At 60.3% G+C, this 19,727-nt stretch carries 18 protein-coding genes; 11 read left to right on the forward strand and 7 right to left on the reverse strand.

What is annotated here, in order from left to right; all coding sequences use genetic code 11:
• Position 1: 1 nt before the first annotated feature.
• Together ppnN and HX793_RS14760 are read right to left on the reverse strand one after the other, a co-directional pair.
• On the reverse strand, positions 2–1,375 hold the full coding sequence (gene ppnN / locus HX793_RS14755; protein WP_010212000.1) for a nucleotide 5'-monophosphate nucleosidase PpnN: 1,374 nt from the start codon (positions 1,373–1,375) through the stop codon (positions 2–4).
• Positions 1,376–1,524: 149 nt separating this feature from the next.
• Positions 1,525–2,349 (reverse strand): aspartyl/asparaginyl beta-hydroxylase domain-containing protein, encoded by an 825-nt coding sequence (locus tag HX793_RS14760; RefSeq protein WP_016975301.1) that lies wholly within the window; start codon positions 2,347–2,349, stop codon positions 1,525–1,527.
• A 308-nt stretch (positions 2,350–2,657) separates the two neighbouring features.
• On the opposite strand from HX793_RS14760, the gene fabV reads away from it, so the two are divergent.
• A complete protein-coding gene (gene fabV, locus HX793_RS14765; protein ID WP_016975302.1) occupies positions 2,658–3,851 on the forward strand; it encodes an enoyl-ACP reductase FabV in 1,194 nt (397 codons plus the stop codon).
• Between the two features lie 155 nt (positions 3,852–4,006).
• Positions 4,007–4,630 carry an HAD family hydrolase gene (locus tag HX793_RS14770; protein ID WP_177058498.1) on the forward strand — a complete coding sequence of 208 codons (624 nt, stop codon included), beginning with the start codon at positions 4,007–4,009 and terminating at the stop codon, positions 4,628–4,630.
• On the opposite strand, the gene HX793_RS14775 is transcribed toward HX793_RS14770, so the two are convergent.
• A complete protein-coding gene (locus HX793_RS14775) occupies positions 4,627–5,532 on the reverse strand; it encodes a LysR family transcriptional regulator (protein ID WP_177058499.1) in 906 nt (301 codons plus the stop codon). The genes HX793_RS14770 and HX793_RS14775 overlap by 4 nt on opposite strands.
• Positions 5,533–5,634: 102 nt before the next feature.
• Between HX793_RS14775 and HX793_RS14780 the strand changes: the two genes are divergently transcribed.
• Positions 5,635–6,804 (forward strand): aspartate aminotransferase family protein, encoded by a 1,170-nt coding sequence (locus tag HX793_RS14780; RefSeq protein WP_177097253.1) that lies wholly within the window; start codon positions 5,635–5,637, stop codon positions 6,802–6,804.
• Here the strand turns inward: HX793_RS14780 and punR are convergent.
• Positions 6,785–7,708, reverse strand: coding sequence for a DNA-binding transcriptional activator PunR (punR, locus tag HX793_RS14785; RefSeq protein ID WP_016975306.1), 924 nt, complete (start codon positions 7,706–7,708; stop codon positions 6,785–6,787). The two genes, HX793_RS14780 and punR, sit on opposite strands and share 20 nt — an antisense overlap.
• Positions 7,709–7,830: 122 nt before the next feature.
• On the opposite strand from punR, the gene punC reads away from it, so the two are divergent.
• Positions 7,831–9,015, forward strand: a complete 1,185-nt coding sequence (gene punC / locus HX793_RS14790; RefSeq protein ID WP_016975307.1) for a purine nucleoside transporter PunC — start codon at positions 7,831–7,833, stop codon at positions 9,013–9,015.
• Here the strand turns inward: punC and HX793_RS14795 are convergent.
• A complete protein-coding gene (locus HX793_RS14795; protein ID WP_016975308.1) occupies positions 9,012–9,845 on the reverse strand; it encodes a hypothetical protein in 834 nt (277 codons plus the stop codon). The two genes, punC and HX793_RS14795, sit on opposite strands and share 4 nt — an antisense overlap.
• Before the next feature lie 158 nt (positions 9,846–10,003).
• Here HX793_RS14795 and HX793_RS14800 point away from each other — a divergent pair, with 158 nt between their 5' ends.
• Entirely contained in the window at positions 10,004–11,506 is a 1,503-nt protein-coding gene (locus HX793_RS14800) for a nucleobase:cation symporter-2 family protein (protein WP_177051214.1), read from the forward strand.
• Between the two features lie 35 nt (positions 11,507–11,541).
• Here HX793_RS14800 and HX793_RS14805 read toward each other — a convergent pair whose 3' ends face one another.
• Together HX793_RS14805 and HX793_RS14810 are read right to left on the reverse strand one after the other, a co-directional pair.
• A complete protein-coding gene (locus tag HX793_RS14805; RefSeq protein WP_177058507.1) occupies positions 11,542–12,474 on the reverse strand; it encodes a proline iminopeptidase-family hydrolase in 933 nt (310 codons plus the stop codon).
• A gap of 92 nt (positions 12,475–12,566) precedes the next feature.
• Positions 12,567–13,331: a LuxR family transcriptional regulator gene (locus tag HX793_RS14810; protein ID WP_016975310.1), complete on the reverse strand. Its 765-nt coding sequence runs from the start codon at positions 13,329–13,331 to the stop codon at positions 12,567–12,569.
• Positions 13,332–13,515: 184 nt separating this feature from the next.
• Between HX793_RS14810 and HX793_RS14815 the strand changes: the two genes are divergently transcribed.
• The 6 genes from HX793_RS14815 to HX793_RS14840 are packed head-to-tail and all read left to right on the forward strand — an operon-like array spanning position 13,516 to position 19,679.
• Positions 13,516–14,403 carry a proline iminopeptidase-family hydrolase gene (locus tag HX793_RS14815; protein ID WP_016975311.1) on the forward strand — a complete coding sequence of 296 codons (888 nt, stop codon included), beginning with the start codon at positions 13,516–13,518 and terminating at the stop codon, positions 14,401–14,403.
• 3 nt (positions 14,404–14,406) lie between these two features.
• The gene (locus HX793_RS14820) at positions 14,407–15,354 is read left to right on the forward strand and encodes an ABC transporter permease (RefSeq protein ID WP_177097251.1); all 948 of its coding nucleotides are present in this window, start codon (positions 14,407–14,409) and stop codon (positions 15,352–15,354) included.
• Complete coding sequence (locus HX793_RS14825) at positions 15,351–16,208, forward strand: ABC transporter permease (RefSeq protein WP_177058509.1); 858 nt, start codon at positions 15,351–15,353, stop codon at positions 16,206–16,208. Before HX793_RS14820 ends, HX793_RS14825 begins: the two co-directional genes overlap by 4 nt.
• The gene (locus HX793_RS14830) at positions 16,205–17,161 is read left to right on the forward strand and encodes an ABC transporter ATP-binding protein (RefSeq protein ID WP_177051222.1); all 957 of its coding nucleotides are present in this window, start codon (positions 16,205–16,207) and stop codon (positions 17,159–17,161) included. Before HX793_RS14825 ends, HX793_RS14830 begins: the two co-directional genes overlap by 4 nt.
• Entirely contained in the window at positions 17,158–18,129 is a 972-nt protein-coding gene (locus HX793_RS14835) for an ABC transporter ATP-binding protein (protein WP_028619463.1), read from the forward strand. Before HX793_RS14830 ends, HX793_RS14835 begins: the two co-directional genes overlap by 4 nt.
• 35 nt (positions 18,130–18,164) lie before the next feature.
• On the forward strand, positions 18,165–19,679 hold the full coding sequence (locus HX793_RS14840; protein ID WP_177097249.1) for an ABC transporter substrate-binding protein: 1,515 nt from the start codon (positions 18,165–18,167) through the stop codon (positions 19,677–19,679).
• Positions 19,680–19,727: the final 48 nt, after the last annotated feature.

Genomic DNA, 19,727 nt, shown 5'->3' on the forward strand with positions numbered 1-19,727 from the left:
TTCACTGAACCACGCGATAGCACGGCACGTACGCCGCACCGCCCGGCAACTTCATTCGGTGCTGGGCGACAAACGCCTGCAGCAGCTCATCCAGTGGCTTCATGATCGCCGGGTCGCCGTGAATCTCGTACGGACCGTTCTGCTCGATCAGGCGGATGCCCTTGTCCTTGACGTTGCCGGCCACAATGCCGGAGAACGCGCGGCGCAGGTTTGCGGCCAGTTCGTGGGGCGGCAGCGCGTGGCTCAGTTGCAGGCTGGCCATGTTCTCGTGAGTAGGGTCGAACGGGCGCTGGAAGCCCTCATCGATCTTCAGCAGCCAGTTGAAGTGGAAGGCGTCGTTGCGCTCGCGACGGAACTGTTTCACCGCTTTGAGCCCTACGGTCATCTGACGCGCCACTTCGGCCGGGTCGTCGATGATGATTTGATAGTGCGCCTGCGCCGCTTCGCCCAGGGTGGCGCCGACGAATGCGTGCAGTTGTTGCAGGTACGGCGCAGCGTGTTTCGGCCCGGTGAGGATGACCGGGAACGGCAGGTCGCGGTTGTCCGGGTGCATCAGGATGCCCAGCAGGTACAGGAACTCTTCGGCCGTGCCGGCGCCGCCTGGGAAGATGATGATGCCATGGCCTACACGCACGAAGGCTTCCAGGCGTTTTTCGATGTCCGGCAGGATCACCAGTTCATTGACGATCGGATTCGGCGCTTCGGCGGCGATGATGCCCGGCTCGGTCAAGCCAAGGTAGCGCCCGCCGGTAATGCGTTGCTTGGCGTGGGAAATGGTCGCGCCTTTCATCGGGCCTTTCATTACGCCAGGGCCGCAGCCCGTGCACACGTCGAGGCTGCGCAGGCCCAGTTCGTGGCCGACTTTCTTGGTGTATTTGTATTCCTCGGTGTTGATGGAGTGCCCGCCCCAGCACACCACGATCTTCGGCTCGACACCGGGGCGCAGCGTACGGGCGTTGCGCAGCAGGTGAAACACGTAGTCGGTGATGCCCTGGGAGTTGCTCAGGTCGATGCGCTGGCTGTCCAGTTCGTTCTCGGTGTAGACAATGTCGCGCAGGGCGCTGAACAGCATTTCACGAGTGCTGGCGATCATTTCGCCATCGACGAAGGCATCGGCGGGTGCGTTCAGCAGTTCCAGGCGTACGCCACGGTCTTGCTGGTGGATGCGTACTTCAAAGTCTTTATAGGCGTCGAGGATGGTCTTGGCGTTGTCGATGTGCGCGCCGGTGTTGAGGATCGCCAGGGCGCACTGGCGGAACAGGGTGTAGATGCTGCCGGTACCGGCTTCGCTCAGTTGCTGGACTTCACGCTGGGACAGGGTTTCGAGGCTGCCCTTGGGGCTGACGGAGGCATTGATGACTTGACGTTGGGGCATTCTGATTCCTTGAAAGCGCAGCCACCGCACCCGCGAGGGGCCGCGATGGCTTGAGAATGATGGCGCCGAATTCGGTCGCACGAGACGGATATTTACCTCAGGCGCAAGGCCGAGCGCAAACACCGTCCAGCACCATCATGCCGCAGAACTCACTGAATCAGCTTCCAGTTTTTGTAGAAAACCCGACGTAGAGTAAAGGCGATCCCGGCAAACCCCGCGATCACGGCGTTGAGGACCTGTGGCACCGGGGTCGGCCGCACGATATCGATAAACAGGCAGTAACGCTTGGCATCATTTTTGTTGAAAGACGCGTGCATCAGCGTGTCATCAAAAATAAACAACGGGTCGTCATGCCAGTAATGCTTGTGCTTGCCCACCTGGATATAGACGCCCTCGTGATGGGGAGCCGGAGCCATGTTGTAGAGCACGCGGAACATCATGCGTAGCGGGCCGAAGTGAAAGGAGGTGGAGCGGTTTTCATTGAATACCGACACACCGATGGTCTTCACGAACGGCAGTTTTTTGCGCAGCTGCGGGATGTCGAGCGTGGTCTCGATGGGTTGGCCATACCACTGGAAAAACAACATGCCGCGCTTCTTCTCGGCCATGCGTTCGTCCAGATAACCGATGATTTCGCCCTTGTGGGCCATGGCGTCATCGAGCACCTGTTGCAGGTCTGCACGCCAGGCCGGTGGCAGGTCGGCCATCGTGTAGACATGGCGGTTAGGCGAGCTGAACAGGTCGAACAGGGTGTTGAACGGCGCCAGCAACCAAGTGTTGCGGCCACTGCCGATGAAATATTTCTTGAGGGTGTCACGGTCATACAGGCCGTTTCGCAGGAAATCATAGATCCCGCAGACCACGACCAGGCCAAGAAATACCGCAGTCGTCAGGGGGATCAGGCAAATAATCAGCAGAACGCCGAGTACCCAGGCGACCGACACGGCTTTTTTGCGTAAGGCAGACTTGCTCATGAAACTCAGCTCCAGCTGGACGCCATTCGACAGGTCCGGATCCGTGGCTGCGAGTGGGAAAGGTTGAAACATATTGAAACAACTGCGTCATGATAAGGCGTTCGGAGCTGGAGAGGCGTTTTAAATATTGCAAAATTGTGAAGGCGCTACACAGTTTTTAACCGGATCAGCGGTGTGTGGATTGGATTTTGTAAACAGAAGATTTGCGACTATCGTGACGCTTCGGTTTTTTGGACGTCATAGACCGGTACGATTGAAGTTGAATGGCCACCACTGGCCTTCGGCACCTTGGAAGAGGCAGAAATTTTATGATCATCAAACCGCGGGTTCGTGGCTTCATCTGTGTGACCGCTCACCCTGTTGGCTGTGAAGCGAACGTCAAAGAACAGATCGACTACGTGACTCAACACGGCGTCATCGAAGGCGGCCCGAAAAAGGTGCTGGTCCTCGGTGCGTCCACCGGCTACGGCCTGGCCGCGCGTATCAGTGCTGCCTTCGGTTGCGGCGCCGACACCCTGGGCGTGTTTTTTGAGAAAGAAGGCGAAGAAGGCAAGCTGAGCTCCGCCGGCTGGTACAACAGCGCCGCGTTCGAGAAGTTTGCTGTCGAGAAAGGCCTGTACGCCAAGAGCATCAACGGCGACGCGTTCTCCGACGAGATCAAGCGCCTGACCATCGAAACCATCAAGAAAGACCTGGGCAAGATCGACCTGGTGGTCTACAGCCTGGCCGCGCCACGCCGTACCGACCCACAAGGCGTGGTGCACAACTCCACCCTCAAGCCGATCGGCAAGGCCGTGACCCTGCGCGGTATCAACACCGACAAGGGCGTTGTGGTCGACACCACGCTGGAGCCTGCGACCCAGGAAGAAATCGACGGCACCGTCAAAGTGATGGGCGGCGAAGACTGGCAGCTGTGGATCGACGCCCTGCGTGACGCCGACGTGCTGGCCGAAGGCGCCAAGACCACTGCGTTCACCTACCTTGGTGAGAAGCTGACCCAGGACATCTACTGGAACGGCTCCATCGGCGAAGCCAAGAAAGACCTCGACAAGAAAGTCCTGACCCTGCGCGACAACCTCGCTGCACTCAAGGGCGATGCCCGTGTGTCGGTGCTCAAGGCCGTGGTCACCCAGGCCAGCTCGGCCATCCCGATCATGCCGCTGTACCTGTCGCTGCTGTTCAAAGTGATGAAAGAGCAGGGCACCCATGAAGGTTGCATCGAGCAGGTCTACGGCTTGTTCAAGGACAGCCTGTACGGCAGCCAGCCGAAACTCGACGCCGATGGCCGCCTGCGTGCCGACCTGGCCGAGCTGGAGCCGAAGGTCCAGGACGCCGTGGCAGCTCTGTGGAACCAGGTCACCGACGACAACGTCAACGAGATCAGCGATTTCGCCGGCTACAAGGCTGAATTCCTGCGTCTGTTCGGCTTTGAAATCGACGGCGTGGACTATGACGCTGACGTGAACCCGACCGTGAAGATCAACGGCCTGATCCAGGCATAAACGATCCGGTTTGAGAAAACGGCCCTTCGGGGCCGTTTTTCATGGCCTGCAAAAAAGGCTGCTCCCAGAACCCACCTACACATTTTTGAGCAGCGCCTGATCCCTCCGATATGCCAGACTCCGTGCGCTATCAACGCGTACTAACGGAGGATCTAATGACGATTCGTGCAGTGGTTTTTGATTTCGGCGGTGTCCTGTTCGATTGGAACCCGCAGCACCTGTACCGCAAGCTGATTGCCGACGATCACAAGCGGCAATGGTTTCTCGACAACATCTGCACCCAGGCCTGGAACACCGAGCAGGACGCCGGTCGCTCCCTGGTCGACGGTACCCTCAGCCTGATCAAGCAGCACCCAGACCATGAGCACTTGATCCAGGCCTATTACGACCGCTGGCACGAAATGCTGCGGGGTCCGCTACCGGAAGGCGTGGCGATTCTCGAGGCGCTGCACCAGGTCGATATGCCGCTGTTCGGGCTCACCAACTGGTCAGCTGAGACATTCCCTTATGCGCGGGCCAACTACCCGTTCCTCCAGCGTTTTCGCAATATTGTGGTGTCCGGCGAGCTGAAATTGATCAAGCCCGACGCTGCCATCTACAACGCCAGCCTAAACCAGGTTCGGGCGCACCTGCCGGATATCCAGCCGACGGAAGTGGTATTTATCGATGATGTGGCCGGCAATATCGAAGCGGCCATCGCCCTCGGCTGGCAGGGGATCCACCATGTGTCTGCCGAGCGCACTGCCGCGCAATTGAGAGCGTTGGGTGTGGGCTTCTAGCGCGCCCACTTCTCCATGGCGAAATCCACGAAGGCGCGCAGCTTCGGCAGGCGAAAACGGTCCTGGCCGTAGAGCAGGTGCATGGGGCGGCTGGGCAATCGATAGGCGGTGAGCAAGGCCACGAGCTTGCCGCTTTCCAGGTCCGGTTGCACCAGGGCATCGGCCAGCATGATGATGCCCATGCCGTTGACGGCCGCCTGGCGCAAGCCTTGCGAGCTGTTGATGGTCAATGAGCCGGAGACCGGTACCTCCACCTCGCCGCCCTCGCCGGTCATGCGCCACAGTTTGTCGGCGTCGCGCCAGTTGTCGCTCGCTGGGTAGGCGAACGCCAGGCAGTCGTGCTGTTGCAGGTCATCGGGCGTCTGCGGCGTGCCCCGTCGTGCCAGGTATTCAGGTGAGGCGCAGAGGGTGAGGGTGTAGTCCTGCATTGGCCTGGCGATCAGGCTGGAGGTTTCCAGCTCGCCGAGACGGATCGCCACGTCAAAGCCACTGTCGACCAGATCCATCCGCTCATTGCTCAATACCACGTACAGGTTGATCAGCGGGTAGCGTCGGGAAAATTCACTCAAGGCGGGTGTAAGGCGTTCGGTGCCGAACACGGGAGGCGCGGTGATGCGCAGATTTCCTTTGGGAACATCGCTGTGAGCTTGTTCGGCGAGTTGCTCTGAATCGGCCACCAGCCCCAGTACTTCCAGGCAACGCTGGTAATACTGCCCGCCAAATTCCGTGAGGCTCTGTTTGCGCGTGGTGCGTTTGAGCAGGCTGACGCCGAGTCGCTGCTCCAAGGCACGCAGGTGATTGCCAACCATAGTGGTCGACATGCCGCAGGCCTGGGCTGCCGCTGTCATGCTGCCGGTCTCGACCACTTTCACGTACACCGACATTGCCTGGAACAGGTCCATTATCAAGCCTTGATTTAAAGTCATTGCAGGAATGTGCAGTTTATCCAGCTCAGGTGGCTAACGATACTGCAGCCATCACTACGATGCACTGGAGACCGCACCATGACCGCCGCCTGCCTGATGACCACTTATCAACCCTTGGCCCTGAGCTTCACGCGCGGCCTGGGCACGCGACTCTGGGACCAGCAGGGCCGCGAATACCTGGACGCGGTTGCTGGCGTGGCAGTGACCAATGTCGGCCATTCGCACCCCCGGCTGGTGACGGCGATCAGCGAGCAGGCTGGGCTCTTGCTGCACACCTCCAACCTCTACAGCATCGACTGGCAACAACGGCTGGCCCAGCGCCTCACACAGCTGTCAGGCCTGGACCGCGCCTTCTTCAACAATTCCGGTGCTGAAGCCAATGAGACAGCGCTCAAGCTGGCGCGCCTGCATGGTTGGAAAAAGGGCATCGAAGAGCCGTTGGTGGTGGTGATGGAAAACGCCTTTCATGGCCGCACCCTCGGCACCATGGCCGCGAGCGATGGTCCCTCGGTGCGGCTGGGCTTTCAGCGTTTACCGGGGGATTTTCTCAAGGTGCGCTTTGGCGATCTGGCGGCGCTGGAAGCGATTACCACGGCATCTGGCCCGCGCATCGCTGCGGTGCTGTTGGAGCCGATCCAGGGTGAAAGTGGCGTATTGCCGGCGCCGCCGGGTTACCTGCAAGCCCTGCGCGAGCACTGCACAGGTCATGGCTGGCTGATGATGCTGGACGAAATCCAGACCGGTATCGGCCGCACTGGCACCTGGTTCGCCTTCCAGCATGAAGGCATCGTCCCGGACGTGATGACCCTGGCCAAGGGCCTGGGCAATGGTGTACCCATCGGCGCGTGCCTGGCCCGGTCTGCCGTGGCGCAGTTGTTTACGCCGGGCAGTCACGGCAGCACCTTCGGCGGCAATCCGTTGGCGTGCCGGGTTGGCTGTACGGTGCTGGACATCATCGAAGAACAAGGTTTGCTGCAGAACGCCGCGCAACAGGGTGAACGCTTGCTGGCGCGGTTGCGCGTGGCGTTGAGTGAGCATCCGCAGGTTGTGGCGATTCGTGGTCAGGGGCTGATGATCGGTATCGAGTTGGCCAGCCCTTACCGGGACCTGGCCCAGCGCGCCGCCCAGGAGCACAGCCTGCTGATCAATGTGACGCGGGGCAAAATCATTCGCCTGCTGCCGCCGCTGACCCTGGATACCAAGGAGGTCGAGATGATCGTGCGGGCCATTACTCGGTTGCTGGCGTAGGCCCGTTGAGCCATTCCTGATTCAGCGTTTCGGTGTCGCCCAGGTATTCCAACAACCACGCCATGGCCGGGGACAGCTTGTTCTGCGCCCAGGCCACACACGACGGGCTGGCCGGAAACGGCCGGCTCAATTGCAGTGCCACCAATTCACCGCGCTCGATCCACGGCAACACCTGATGCGCTGGCGCCATGCCGACGCACAGGCCGTCGCGCAGGCAGTCGATGGCTGAAGCCCAATTTGGCACCACCAGCCGTCGCTGGTTATCCAGGGTCCAAGTGTCACGCTTGGGCAGGTTGCGCGAGGTGTCGGTCATGCACAAGGAAGCGTAAGGGCGTAGTTGATCGTCGCTCAACAGCCCATGGACGCCGGCCAGAGGGTGCCGCGCGCTGACCACGCACAGCCAGTTCAACAAGCCCATGTCGCGAAAGGTGAAGTGACTGGCCACCGGCACCGCGCTGGTGGCACCGATCACAATGTCGGTGCGTTCATCTGCCAGGGCATCCCACACGCCGTTGTACACCTCGTACTCCAGCAACAGCTCGACCTCAGGAAATTGTCGATAGAAGTCCAAGACCAACTGTCGGCAGCGCTGGGGTTTGACGATGGAATCCACTGCGACCTTCAACTGACCGCTCCAGCCATTGGCGACTTGCTGGCACAGGCGTCGGGTGCCAAGCATTTTCTTCATCACGCCACGGGCTTCGTCGATAAACAGGCGGCCGGCGGGCGTCAGCTCCACATCCCGGTGGCGTCGCACAAACAGTGGCACTGCCAGCCATTCCTCCAACTGGCGCACGGTATAACTGACGGCCGACGGCACCCGGTGCAGCTCCTGGGCGGCGGCGCTGAAGCTACCATGGCGCGCCACGGCATCGACCACATCCAGGGAATATTCTGACCACATGACGGCTGCCTTCAAATTTATTGATAAGAGTGTCCAATTATTATCGCTTCACAGAGAAACTGTCAGCCTCATAATGGGCGCTAGTCAGCAAATAGTTTGATGGCAGGATTAACAAGGCTTCAATGAAAAATTCTTTTGGTTTCACTTGGTATCTGGCGGGGCTGAGCATGCTCGGTTACCTCGCCATGGATATGTATCTTCCGGCGTTCGGCGCCATGGGCGAACAGTTGCAGATTGGCGCAGGCGCGGTGGGTGCCAGCTTGAGTATTTTCCTCGCTGGCTTTGCGGTGGGGCAGTTGTTGTGGGGGCCGTTGTCCGACCGCCTGGGGCGCAAGCCCGTCCTGCTCGCCGGCCTGAGCCTGTTTGTGCTGGGCTGCGCGGGGATGTTCTGGGTCGAGACCGCGCCGCAATTGCTGGCGCTGCGTTTTGTCCAAGCGATTGGCGTGTGTTCCGCCGCCGTCAGTTGGCAGGCGTTGGTGATCGATCGATACCCCGCCGACAAGGCTCATCGCGTGTTCGCCAGTATCATGCCGCTGATGTCGTTGTCGCCGGCGCTGGCGCCGTTGTTGGGTGCGATGGTGCTGAATCACTTGGGTTGGCAGGCGATCTTCGGCGTATTGCTGGGCGTCTCATTGCTGTTGCTGCTACCGACGTTGTTTTTGCGCACCGTGGCGCAATATCAGGCAGAAAAGAGCGAACGTTCGCGCCTCGGTTATGGGCAGTTACTGACGTCTCGCGTGTTTACCGGCAACGTCATGATCTTCGCCGCCTGCTCGGCCAGTTTCTTCGCCTGGCTGACGGCTTCGCCCTTCATCCTGGGCGACATGGGCTACAGCCCGAATGACATTGGCCTGAGTTACCTATTGCCGACATTGGCGTTTTTGGTCGGTGGCTATAGTTGCCGCAGCGCGTTGCAGCACTTTCAGGGCAAGACCTTGTTGCCCTGGTTGCTGCTGGCGTATTGCATCAGCATGGTGGCGTTGTACCTGGTTGCCACGCTGACGGTGCCGACCCTCACCACCTTGCTGATTCCGTTCTGTCTGATGGCGCTGGTCAACGGTGCCAGTTACCCCATTGTGGTTGCGAATGCGCTGATGCCGTTTGCGGAAAATTCCGGCAAGGCGGCGGCATTGCAAAACACCCTGCAGTTGGGCCTGTGCTTCCTCAGCAGCCTGCTGGTGTCGTCGATGATCGACCAGCCGCTGCTGATTACCGTGATCGTGATGCTGGCGACCGCGCCACTGGCGGTGTTGGGTTACTGGCTGGCGCGGCCGAAAGCCGGTGATTCGGAGCTGGCGACCGCCTAGAACGTTACTTCCAGGTTCACCGTCGGCGTCGATGTGCGGCTACCCCGGCCGCCGTCCACGCCAAACTTGTTATGCCAATACTCATAACCCACCCCCAGGTACAGGTTGGGCTTGACGCTTTTACCCGGTCGCACCGCCACCATCAGCGCGGTGCGCATCAGGGCTTCCGGCGCAGTATCGCGGCCATGGTAGTCCTCGCCTTTTTCCCCGACGTAATTGATGAACCCCTGGAATTTCGCCGCATGGTCGGCGATTTCGAAGGGCCGCATCCACGTCAGGTTGAGCATGTAGGTGTCGTCAAACGTGTGGTTCGACTCCTTCGCGCCAGGGATTCCGGTGTGGTTCCTTTCCTTGTAGTACATCAGGCTCAGATCCAACACGCCGACGGTGTTGAACTTTAACGTCGGGCCGATCACCAGTGCGCGTTTCTTGGCTGAGGCGAAGTTGTTGTTACGGTTGGCGTCAAACCCCAGCGTCAGCGCGTAATCCTTCACCAGTCCGGTGCCCAGCGGCACATCGAATACCCGCGATGCGTACAGCTGATGGCGGTATACCGCGTACACCTCACTCCCTCCATGATCGGTGCCCTTACGCGGGTCGCGGCTGTCGGACAGGAACACATCGAGGTTAAGGAAATTGCTGCCGTACTGGTAGCCGCTGGCGTGGGTGAAGCTGTAGATGCGCTTGCTGAATTCGTCAGGGTTATTCGGATTGGTGAACTGCTGGCCGTAGCGGAATCCTACGCTGTTGTTCATCCATTCCACTGCGACGGCCTCCCCGCCGCCGAGCAGGGTGAGTGCGACGGTTGCGCCCTGTAGTGCCTTTTTCATTGTTCTGGGTCCTTTGGCGTTCTGGCTCATCACGGCCGGATTGTTTTTGTAACGCCGATGGAGGGTAACTTGTTCGATTGATTGTATACAACTCTATGGACATCCAGTCCAAACATTGCATACAGTGGCCGCACAACAAAAACAGAGAACCCCTCACCATGACTATCCCGAAGGCGTCACCGCAGCGGCCAGAAGATGAGAATCTCGGCGTCGCCGCCAACATGGCTTACGGCCTGCAGCATGTGCTCACGATGTATGGCGGCATTGTTGCGGTCCCCCTGATTGTCGGCCAGGCGGCCGGGTTGTCCCCGGCGGATATCGGCCTGCTGATCGCCGCATCGCTGTTTGCCGGTGGCCTGGCCACGCTGTTACAGACCTTGGGTCTACCGTTTTTTGGCTGTCAATTGCCGCTGGTGCAGGGCGTGTCGTTTGCCGGTGTGGCAACCATGGTGGCGATTGTCGGCAGTGATGGCGCCGGCGGGGTGCCGGCGATTCTCGGGGCGGTCATGGCCGCGTCGTTGATCGGGTTATTGATAACTCCGGTGTTTTCACGGATCACCAAGTTCTTCCCGCCGCTGGTGACGGGCATTGTGATCACGACCATCGGCCTGACCCTGATGCCCGTTGCGGCGCGCTGGGCCATGGGCGGCAACAGTCGCGCGGCGGATTTCGGCAGCATGTCCAACATAGGCCTGGCGGCGTTGACGCTGGTGCTGGTGCTGTTGCTGAGCAAGATCGGCAGCGCGACTATCTCGCGCCTGTCGATTTTGCTGGCCATGGTCATCGGCACGGTGATTGCGGTATTCCTCGGCATGGCCGACTTCTCCGGCGTGACCCAGGGGCCGATGTTCGGTTTCCCTACACCATTCCATTTCGGCATGCCAACCTTCCATGTCGCCGCGATCATTTCCATGTGCATCGTGGTGATGGTGACCCTGGTCGAGACCTCGGCGGACATCCTGGCGGTGGGCGAGATCATCGACACCAAGGTCGATTCGAAACGCCTGGGCAACGGCCTGCGCGCCGACATGCTGTCGAGCATGTTTGCGCCGATCTTCGGTTCGTTCACCCAAAGCGCCTTCGCCCAGAACGTCGGCCTGGTGGCGGTTACCGGGGTAAAGAGTCGCTTTGTGGTAGCCACCGGTGGACTGTTTCTGGTGATCCTTGGCTTATTGCCCTTCATGGGCCGAGTGATTGCAGCGGTGCCGACCTCCGTGCTGGGCGGGGCCGGGATTGTGCTGTTCGGTACCGTGGCGGCCAGTGGTATCCGCACGCTGTCGAAAGTGGATTACCGCAACAACATGAACCTGATCATCGTGGCCACTTCCATCGGTTTTGGCATGATCCCGATTGCGGCACCAAGCTTCTATGATCACTTCCCGACCTGGTTCGCGACCATTTTCCATTCGGGGATCAGCTCGTCGGCCATCATGGCGATTTTGCTGAACCTGGCATTCAACCACTTCACCGCCGGTAACTCGGACCAGCAGTCGGTGTTTGTGGCAGGGACCGAGCGTAGCCTGTGCTTCCGTGATGTGTCGGAACTGCGCGATGGGGATTACTTCAAAGGCGGCAAGTTGTTTGATGCCGAGGGGAGGGAGATTCCGTTGGTGCAGGATGCTCCGAAAAGGGCGGCCAAAGCTGAAGCGACCGAGGTCTGAAATAGGGGAGCTGGCCTGCCAGCTCCCACAATGACTCAGCTAGCCTTGAGAACGTTGTACTTCGCTGAACACACCTCGTCCAGAAACTTCACCACAGTCCCCATGCACGCTTGGCGTTCCTCCACATGGGGCATGTGGCTGGAGTCTTCAAACAGCGCCCAGCGCACATCGGCGATTTCATCCAGGAACGGCTTGACCACCAGCGGTGTCGCCTCGTCGTGCCGACCTGAAATCACCAGCGTCGGCACATTGATCGCCGACAGACGGCCAGTGGACTTCCAGTCTTTCAAGCTGCCGATCACGTGGAACTCGGTCGGGCCGCTCATGGCGTGGTACACAGTCGGGTCTGCATCGACCGCAGCGAACGTGCGTGCCACTTCCTCTGGCCACGGGATGACTCGGCACACGTGCTGGTCATAGAACACCCGCGACGCGGCGAGGTATTCCGGATCCTGGTAGGTGCCGGCGGCTTCATGTTTGAGCAGGGTTTCATGCACACCTTCCGGCAACAATTTGCGCAGTCGGTTGGCTTCGCTGACCCAGGTGCGCATGCACGTCGGCGAGTTGGCGGGGATAAAGGCGCGCAGGCCCTTGGGCTGCAGGATCGCGTGTTCACTGCCGAGCATGCCGCCCCAGGATTGGCCGAGGATCGCGTAGTTATCGCTGATCTGCAGGTGGTCCAGCAGGTTGTTGAGTTCTTCGAGGAACAGGCCCACGGTCCAGAAAGACGGGTCTTTTTCGGGCAGATGGGTGGAGCGGCCGTTGCCCAACTGATCGTAGTGGATCACGGCGTGACCGCTGGCGGCAACGTCCTTGAACGCGTCAACATAATCATGGGTGCATCCCGGGCCGCCGTGGATAACCACCAGGGGCGTGCGGCCGCTCGACAAGTCACCGGTGACGCGGTACCAGGTTTGGTAGGCGCCAAACGCCGCATACCCTTCGCGGATTTTTTCGATGAATTCCATTTCGTACCCTGCTCTGAAAAAAGGATCAGGGACACGATAATGCGTGGCAGAAATTTAAGTAACTAGCAAAACAGCTAGGTTTTGCCGAGCGGTCAGTCTTCGAGCAGGCGGTAATGAGTGGCGCGCACCACCGCCTGCACCCGGTTCTTGGCCCCCAGCTTGTGCATCGCCGAGGCCAGGTGCAAGGTGACCACCGCCAGCGAGCGGCTCAATTGCGTGGCAATTTCGGCGGCGGTCAGCCCGTCGGCGGCCCATTTGAGGCACTCACGTTCGCGTTTTGTCAGGTGAATATGCGGATAAGTGCGTAGCTCCTTGCTGAACAGCGGGTAGGCCGCTTCCTGCAAAGCATGGGAAATCAGGCTGAAATCCGACAGGGTCTGCTGCGCATCCTTCAACACGGTGCGGGCGTTGCCGGTGCGCAGGCCGGTCAGCGAGGCGAAGCCGCCACGGGGCAAGTGGATCGGTACGCTGACGCCGCAGGTCAATTGCTGGTCGTGCAAGTAGGACGAAACCGGCGCATGGCAGGGATCTATGATCTTTTGCAGTGGGGTATCGGCCTTGACGTCGTAGGACCACACGAACGGCGACACCGTGCTCAGGGCCAGGTGTTGCACCGGATCGATCTGGTAGAACCCTTCGCTGCACCATAGGGCATGCCAGTCAGGCGGGGTATTGCGCAGTGCGAGCACCGAGGGCGTGATCAATGCGCCATCCTGGTCGATCGGCACCGGGGTGTAGTCATACACCAATGCATCAAAGCCCAACTGCTGGGCGAGGATAAACGTGTTATCCATCTGTTCGTCCAGGCTCCTGCCCGGCATCAGACGGTGATTTAACGCAGTCAGCTTGGCCTGCATCCGTTCGGCTCCCGAATTCATTTGAATCTCGACTTGCGGCAAGTAGAATGCCACGCCCCGGCGAAGGACTGCCAGGCCAAACCTATAAGAAATACTAGGTTATGGACGCACGGCATCCTCGGTAGTGTTGGCCTGATAAAACGGCCGCTGCCTGCCAGGCCGATACAACACAAGGAATGTATGCATGTGGCGTGAAATTGCCCCCGACCAGCAGTACAACGTGCAAGTCGACGGCCATAACCTCGTGGTCTACAGCTTTGGCGAAGGCGATGAGGTGCTGTTGTGCCTCAACGGCGGGCCAGGCCTGCCGTGTGACTACTTGCGCGACGCCCATGGCTGGCTCAAAGACCATAACCTGCGAGTGGTTGCATTCGACCAGCTTGGCACGGGCGCATCAGCCAGACCCACCGACGTTTCGCTGTGGGAAATCCGCCGTTATGTCGAAGAAGTCGAAACCGTGCGCCAGGCCCTGGGCTTGGGCCGTGTGCACCTGCTCGGGCATTCCTGGGGCGGCTGGCTCGGTATCGAATACGCCATCCACTACCCCGACGCGCTGAAAAGCCTGATCCTCGAAAACACCGTGGGCGACATTCCGCACCTGTCCCAGGAACTGGAGCGCCTGCGTGGCGCCCTCGGCAGCGAAACGGTGGCCATGATGCAACGCCATGAAGCCATGGGCACTCTGGACCACCCGCAGTACCAGGCCGCGATTACCTTGCTCAACTACCGCCACGTGTGCCGGCTGGACGAGTGGCCTGCACCGGTCAAACGCTCTCTCGACGACTGGAATATGGGCCCTTACGAAACCATGCAGGGCCCCAACGAATTCCTCTACATCGGCAACCTCAAGGACTGGAACCGCATCCCCGAGATGGCCGAGTTCAAGATGCCGATCCTGATCACCACCGGCCAGCACGACGAACTCACCCCCGCCTGCGCCATGCGCATGAAACTCGCGGCCCGGCACGCCGAACTGCACGTCTTCCCCAACAGCAGCCATATGCCGTTTTATGAAGAGCCCCAGGCATATTTCCCGGTGCTGCTGGACTTCCTCTCGCGTCACCGAGGCTGACGGATGAACCTGGCGCGCTACCGTTTTGTGCTGTCCCGGCCGCTGCAATTGCTGCCGGTGCTGTTTGGCATCAGCCTGATCACCTTTGTGCTGGTACGTTCGATTCCTGGCGACCCGGCGCGTGCGCTGCTGGGCTCGCGCAGCACACCGGACGCCTTGCTGAAAATCCGCGCCCAGTACGGCCTCGACCAGCCGTTATGGCTGCAATATTTCTACTTCCTGAAGAACCTGCTCAAGGGCGATCTCGGCCAATCGCTGCTGTACAAGGTCGATGCCCTCAAGCTGATCGTCACGCGCATTGAACCCACGCTGGTGCTGGTACTCGGCAGTGTGCTGCTGGCGCTGTTGATCGCGGTGCCGTTGGCGACCTTGGCCGCGCGCAACAAGGGCGGCTGGGCGGATAACCTGATTCGTGTCTTCACCACCGTCGGCCTGGGCATGCCGGCGTTCTGGCTGGGCTTGATGCTGATCCTGTTACTGAGTGTGCAGTGGGGCTTGTTCCCGGTGTCCGGCTACGGCCGGACCTGGCTGGACAAGGCGCATCACATGGTTTTGCCCTGCCTGACAATTGCCCTGGCGCTGTCGGCAGTGCTGGTGCGCAACCTGCGCGCGAGCATGCTGATGGAGTTGCAAGCCGACCACGTGACCGCCGCACGGGCACGTGGGTTGTCGGAAGCTGCGGTGTTTCGTCGGCATGTGCTGCCCAACTCCCTGGTGCCCGCGGTCAACCTGCTGGCGGTGAACATCGGCTGGCTGATCAGCGGCACGGTGGTGATTGAAAGTCTGTTTGCTATCCCCGGCATCGGCCAACTGCTGGTACGCGGGATTTTCACCCGCGATTACATGGTGGTGCAGGGCGTGGCCATGGTGCTGGCCTGCGCGACGGTGGTCGTCAACTTCATCGCTGATGTCGTGACGGTGGCCCTTGACCCACGGGTGAAGATGCAATGAGCAGCCGCCCGTTGATTGCTCCTTGGCGCTTGCGCCTGCGCTTCGGCTTTCGCAATGGTCGGCTGACGGCGGCGTGGGGTTTGTTGATTTTGCTGGCGTGGCTGGTGCTTGCGCTGTTCGCGCCGTGGATCGCGCCTTATGACCCGATTGCGCAGAACACGGATTTCAGTTTGCTCGGCCCCAGCCTGGCTCATCCATTTGGTACGGATAATTACGGTCGGGACATCCTGTCGAGGGTGATCTGGGGGGCGCGCATTGACCTGCAACTGGCCGTCGTCGGAGTGATCTTCCCGTTCATGATCGGCACCTTCGTTGGCGCGGTCTCCGGTTACATTGGCGGACGTTTCGACAGTGTCTGCATGCGTGTGATCGATGTGATCCTGGCATTCCCGTTCCTGGTGCTGATGCTGGCGATCATGGCCATCCTCGGTCCGGGCTTGAAGAGTTTCTATATCGCCATGGCGCTGGTGGGCTGGGTGTCCTACGCCCGGCTGATCCGCTCGCAGATCCTGGTGCTCAAGGAAAGCGACTTTGCCCTGGCCGCCAAGAGCCTGGGCTTTGGCCATGGGCGGATTCTGTTCCGCCACCTGCTGCCCAATGCGATGTTCGGCTCCATCGTGTTTTCCATGTCGGACGCGGTGTTGGTGTTGCTCAACGGCGCCGCCGTGAGTTACCTGGGCCTGGGCGTGCAACCGCCGACCGCCGAGTGGGGCACGATGGTGGCCGAAGGGCAGGCCTTCATCACCACCGCTTGGTGGATCTGCACCTTTCCGGGGTTGGCTATCGTGACCTTGGCCATGGGTTTCAGCCTGCTCGCCGATGGCGTGGCGCAAGTGTTGGGGGATCGCTCATGAGCCTGTTGCAGGTGCGCGACCTCAGTGTGATCGCCAACAACGCCGGGCGTGATGTGACCTTGGTCGATCGCGTGTCCTTCGATTTGGCCGAAGGCGAAATCCTCGGCCTGGTCGGGGAAAGCGGCTCGGGCAAGACCATGGCCTGTCGCGGCTTGATGCGTTTATTGCCTTCGCCCAATCTGCGGGTGCAAGGCGGCGCCGTAAGGCTGGCTAGCCAGGATCTATTGTCATTGGATGAAACCGGCATGCGTGCCGTGCGCGGCGGTCAGTTGGGCATGATTTTCCAGAACCCCAGCAGCCACCTCGACCCGTTGATGCGCATCGGTGAGCAGATTGCCGAGGGCATCCGCCTGCATCAAGGTGCGTCGAAAAAAGACGCGCGACTGCAAGCCATCGACGTGCTGCGCCAAGTGGGTATTCCCGATCCTCAGGCGCGTGTCGACAACTACCCCCACGAGTTTTCCGGCGGCATGCGCCAGCGCGCGATGATTGCAGTCGCCCTGGGCTGCAACCCGAAAGTGCTGATCGCCGACGAACCCACCACGGCCCTGGATGTGACGGTGCAGGCGCAAATCCTGCGGCTGTTGCTGGAATTGCGCGACCAGCGCGGCCTGTCGATCATCATGATTACCCACGACCTCGGCGTGGTCGCGCAAACCTGCGACGCCATCGCCGTGATGTACGCCGGGCGCCTGTGTGAGCACGGCAGCAAATATGATCTGCTGGCGCATCCGCAGCATCCCTACACCGCAGGCCTGATTGACTGCCAGCCTGCCCACAGCAGTGGCCACGCCTTGCTGCGCACGATTCCCGGGCAACCGCCGTTGCTGGACGCATTGCCCGCCGGTTGCCGCTTCAACCCGCGTTGCCCGCAGGTAGGCGCCTTGTGCACCGAGGTGCTGCCGGAAGGCGCGCGAGTCGCCTGTCATTACCCGTTGGGAGTGCACCCATGAGTCTGTTGCAGATCAAGGATCTTGAGGTGAAGTTTGCCGCGTCCGGCACGGGTTTGTTCGGCTTGAACAAGCAGTGGGTCAGGGCGGTGAACGGTGTATCGCTGAACCTGGCGGCGGGTGAAACCCTCGGGTTGGTGGGCGAGTCCGGCAGCGGTAAAAGCACCCTGGGCCGCGCTATTTTGCACCTCAACCCGATCAGCGCCGGGCAGGTGTTGTTTGATGGCATCGACATGGCCCATGGCAGCACCATCGACATCACCCGCCTGCGCCATGAAACCGCAATGATCTTCCAGGACCCGTACGCCGCGCTGAACCCGCGCCACACCATTGGCGAGACGATTGCCGAAGTGTTGCGGGTGCAGCGCAAGGTCACGCCGGAGCAGATTCCGGCGCGCGTGAATGAACTGCTTGACCTGGTCGGCCTGCGCCCCGAACTGGCCAGCCGCAAACCCGGCTCCCTCAGCGGCGGGCAATGCCAGCGCGTCGGCATTGCCCGGGCACTGGCGGTGGAGCCACGGCTGATCATCGCCGATGAGTGTGTGGCGGCGCTGGATGTGTCGATCCAGGGCCAGATCATCAACCTGTTGCTGGAGCTGCAACAGCGCATGAACCTGGCGATCCTGTTCATCGCCCATGACCTGGCCATCGTCCGCCGTTTGTGCGATCGCGTGGCGGTGATGTACCTGGGCAAGATCGTCGAGGAGGGCCCAGTGGAAGCGGTCTTTACCGCGCCGCGTCACCCGTACACGGCGGCATTGATCCAGGCGATTCCCGAGATCGATCCCCATCGGCCATTGCCTACCGAACCCTTGCCGGGTGAACCACCGAGTCCGCTGAATTTGCCTACAGGCTGCGCCTTTCACCCGCGTTGCCGGCATGCCCGAGCCTTGTGTTCCGTGGTGTTGCCGCCGACGCATTTCCTGCACGAGCATCGGTACAGTTGCGTGCTTGAAGAACCGTTGCTTTGAACCTTCCCTGCCATTCATGAACAAGGAGTTATGACATGCAATCGCGCCACTTGAAGTTGCTCGCCGCCGCTACATTGACCGCATGGTCCCTCAGTGCCGGGCTGGCCCACGCTGCCGGTGTCCTGACCATCGGTTGCCGTGAAGACAGCACCACGTTCGACCCGATCAAAAGCGCGCAAAACCGCGACACCTGGGTATTCGCCAACGTCTACGACACCCTGGTACGCGTCGATAACCTGGGCACCAAGATGGAACCGGGCCTGGCCGAAAGCTGGGACATTTCCAAGGATGGCCTGACCTACACCTTCAAACTGCGTGATGCGAAGTTCTCTGATGGCACGGCGATCACCGCTGACGATGCCGCGTTCAGCCTGTTGCGCATCCGCGACAACAAGGCCTCGCTGTGGGCCGATCCGTTCAACCTGATCAACACGGCCAAGGCGTCGGACCCGAAAACCCTGGTGGTCACGCTGAAGACCCCGGCGGTAGCCTTCCTCTCGCAATTGGCGTCGCCGACGGTGTCGATCCTGTCGGAAAAAGCCATGACCAAGATGGGCGAAGACGCCTACTCGGAAAACCCGGTGACTTCCGGCGCGTTTACCGTGGACGAGTGGCGCAAGGGTGATCGGGTGATCCTGAAGAAGAACCCGAACTTCTGGCAGGCCAAGAACGTCAGCCTGGATGGCGTGGAGTGGGTCTCCGTCACCGACGACAACACACGCATGCGCATGGTGCAGAACAACGAGCTGGACACGGCGATTTTCGTGCCGTTTTCGCGTGTTGAAGAGCTGAAGAAAGACAAGAACGTGGTGATCCACGCCGACCCCTCCACCCGTGAAGATCACCTGCTGATCAACCACGATCACGGCCTGCTGGCCAAGCCGGAAGTGCGTCAGGCGCTGGACATGGCCATCGACAAACAATCGCTGGTGAAAACCGCCACTTATGGTCAAGGCACCGTGGCTTATTCCTACATCCCGAAGGGTTCGCTGTACCACTACGCCAACAACCTGCAACGCCCGTATGACCCGACTGCTGCGAAGAAGCTGCTGGAGCAGGCCGGTGCCAAGGACTTGAAGCTCAACTACGTGGTTAATGCCGGCAACGAAGCCGACGAGCAGATTGCGGTGATCATCAAGGACCAACTGGCCAAGGTCGGTGTGACTGCCAACCTGCAAAAGGTCGACCCGACCCAGAGCTGGCAGATGCTGGTGGACGGTGAGTACGATATTTCGGTGATGTACTGGACCAACGACATCCTCGACCCGGACCAGAAGACCACCTTCGTGCTGGGCCACGACACCAACCAGAACTACATGACCCGCTACAAGAACGACAAGGTCAAGGCGCTGGTGGCACAGGCGCGCATCGAGGCGGACCCGGTCAAGCGCGAGCAGATGTATGTCGAGTTGCAGAAATTGGCGAAACAGGACGTGAACTGGATCGACTTGTACTACAGCCCGTACATCAACATCTCACGTAAGAACGTGAGCAACTTCCTGCAAAACCCGCTGGGCCGTTTCACCCTTGAGGAAGTAGTGAAAAACTAAGATCCAGAGAGCACTGCATACAACTGTGGGAGCGGGCTTGCTCGCGAA

Source organism: Pseudomonas reactans (assembly GCF_013387025.1).
GTDB lineage: Bacteria > Pseudomonadota > Gammaproteobacteria > Pseudomonadales > Pseudomonadaceae > Aquipseudomonas > Aquipseudomonas reactans.

Bases quoted from the DNA above. Each gene is read 5' to 3' on its own strand.
- ppnN (WP_010212000.1), bottom strand. From the start codon at position 1,375: ATGCCCCAACGTCAAGTCATCAATGCCTCCGTCAGCCCCAAGGGCAGC.
- HX793_RS14760 (WP_016975301.1), bottom strand. From the start codon at position 2,349: ATGAGCAAGTCTGCCTTACGCAAAAAAGCCGTGTCGGTCGCCTGGGTA.
- fabV (WP_016975302.1), top strand. From the start codon at position 2,658: ATGATCATCAAACCGCGGGTTCGTGGCTTCATCTGTGTGACCGCTCAC.
- HX793_RS14770 (WP_177058498.1), top strand. From the start codon at position 4,007: ATGACGATTCGTGCAGTGGTTTTTGATTTCGGCGGTGTCCTGTTCGAT.
- HX793_RS14775 (WP_177058499.1), bottom strand. From the start codon at position 5,532: ATGGACCTGTTCCAGGCAATGTCGGTGTACGTGAAAGTGGTCGAGACC.
- HX793_RS14780 (WP_177097253.1), top strand. From the start codon at position 5,635: ATGACCGCCGCCTGCCTGATGACCACTTATCAACCCTTGGCCCTGAGC.
- punR (WP_016975306.1), bottom strand. From the start codon at position 7,708: ATGTGGTCAGAATATTCCCTGGATGTGGTCGATGCCGTGGCGCGCCAT.
- punC (WP_016975307.1), top strand. From the start codon at position 7,831: ATGAAAAATTCTTTTGGTTTCACTTGGTATCTGGCGGGGCTGAGCATG.
- HX793_RS14795 (WP_016975308.1), bottom strand. From the start codon at position 9,845: ATGAAAAAGGCACTACAGGGCGCAACCGTCGCACTCACCCTGCTCGGC.
- HX793_RS14800 (WP_177051214.1), top strand. From the start codon at position 10,004: ATGACTATCCCGAAGGCGTCACCGCAGCGGCCAGAAGATGAGAATCTC.
- HX793_RS14805 (WP_177058507.1), bottom strand. From the start codon at position 12,474: ATGGAATTCATCGAAAAAATCCGCGAAGGGTATGCGGCGTTTGGCGCC.
- HX793_RS14810 (WP_016975310.1), bottom strand. From the start codon at position 13,331: ATGCAGGCCAAGCTGACTGCGTTAAATCACCGTCTGATGCCGGGCAGG.
- HX793_RS14815 (WP_016975311.1), top strand. From the start codon at position 13,516: ATGTGGCGTGAAATTGCCCCCGACCAGCAGTACAACGTGCAAGTCGAC.
- HX793_RS14820 (WP_177097251.1), top strand. From the start codon at position 14,407: ATGAACCTGGCGCGCTACCGTTTTGTGCTGTCCCGGCCGCTGCAATTG.
- HX793_RS14825 (WP_177058509.1), top strand. From the start codon at position 15,351: ATGAGCAGCCGCCCGTTGATTGCTCCTTGGCGCTTGCGCCTGCGCTTC.
- HX793_RS14830 (WP_177051222.1), top strand. From the start codon at position 16,205: ATGAGCCTGTTGCAGGTGCGCGACCTCAGTGTGATCGCCAACAACGCC.
- HX793_RS14835 (WP_028619463.1), top strand. From the start codon at position 17,158: ATGAGTCTGTTGCAGATCAAGGATCTTGAGGTGAAGTTTGCCGCGTCC.
- HX793_RS14840 (WP_177097249.1), top strand. From the start codon at position 18,165: ATGCAATCGCGCCACTTGAAGTTGCTCGCCGCCGCTACATTGACCGCA.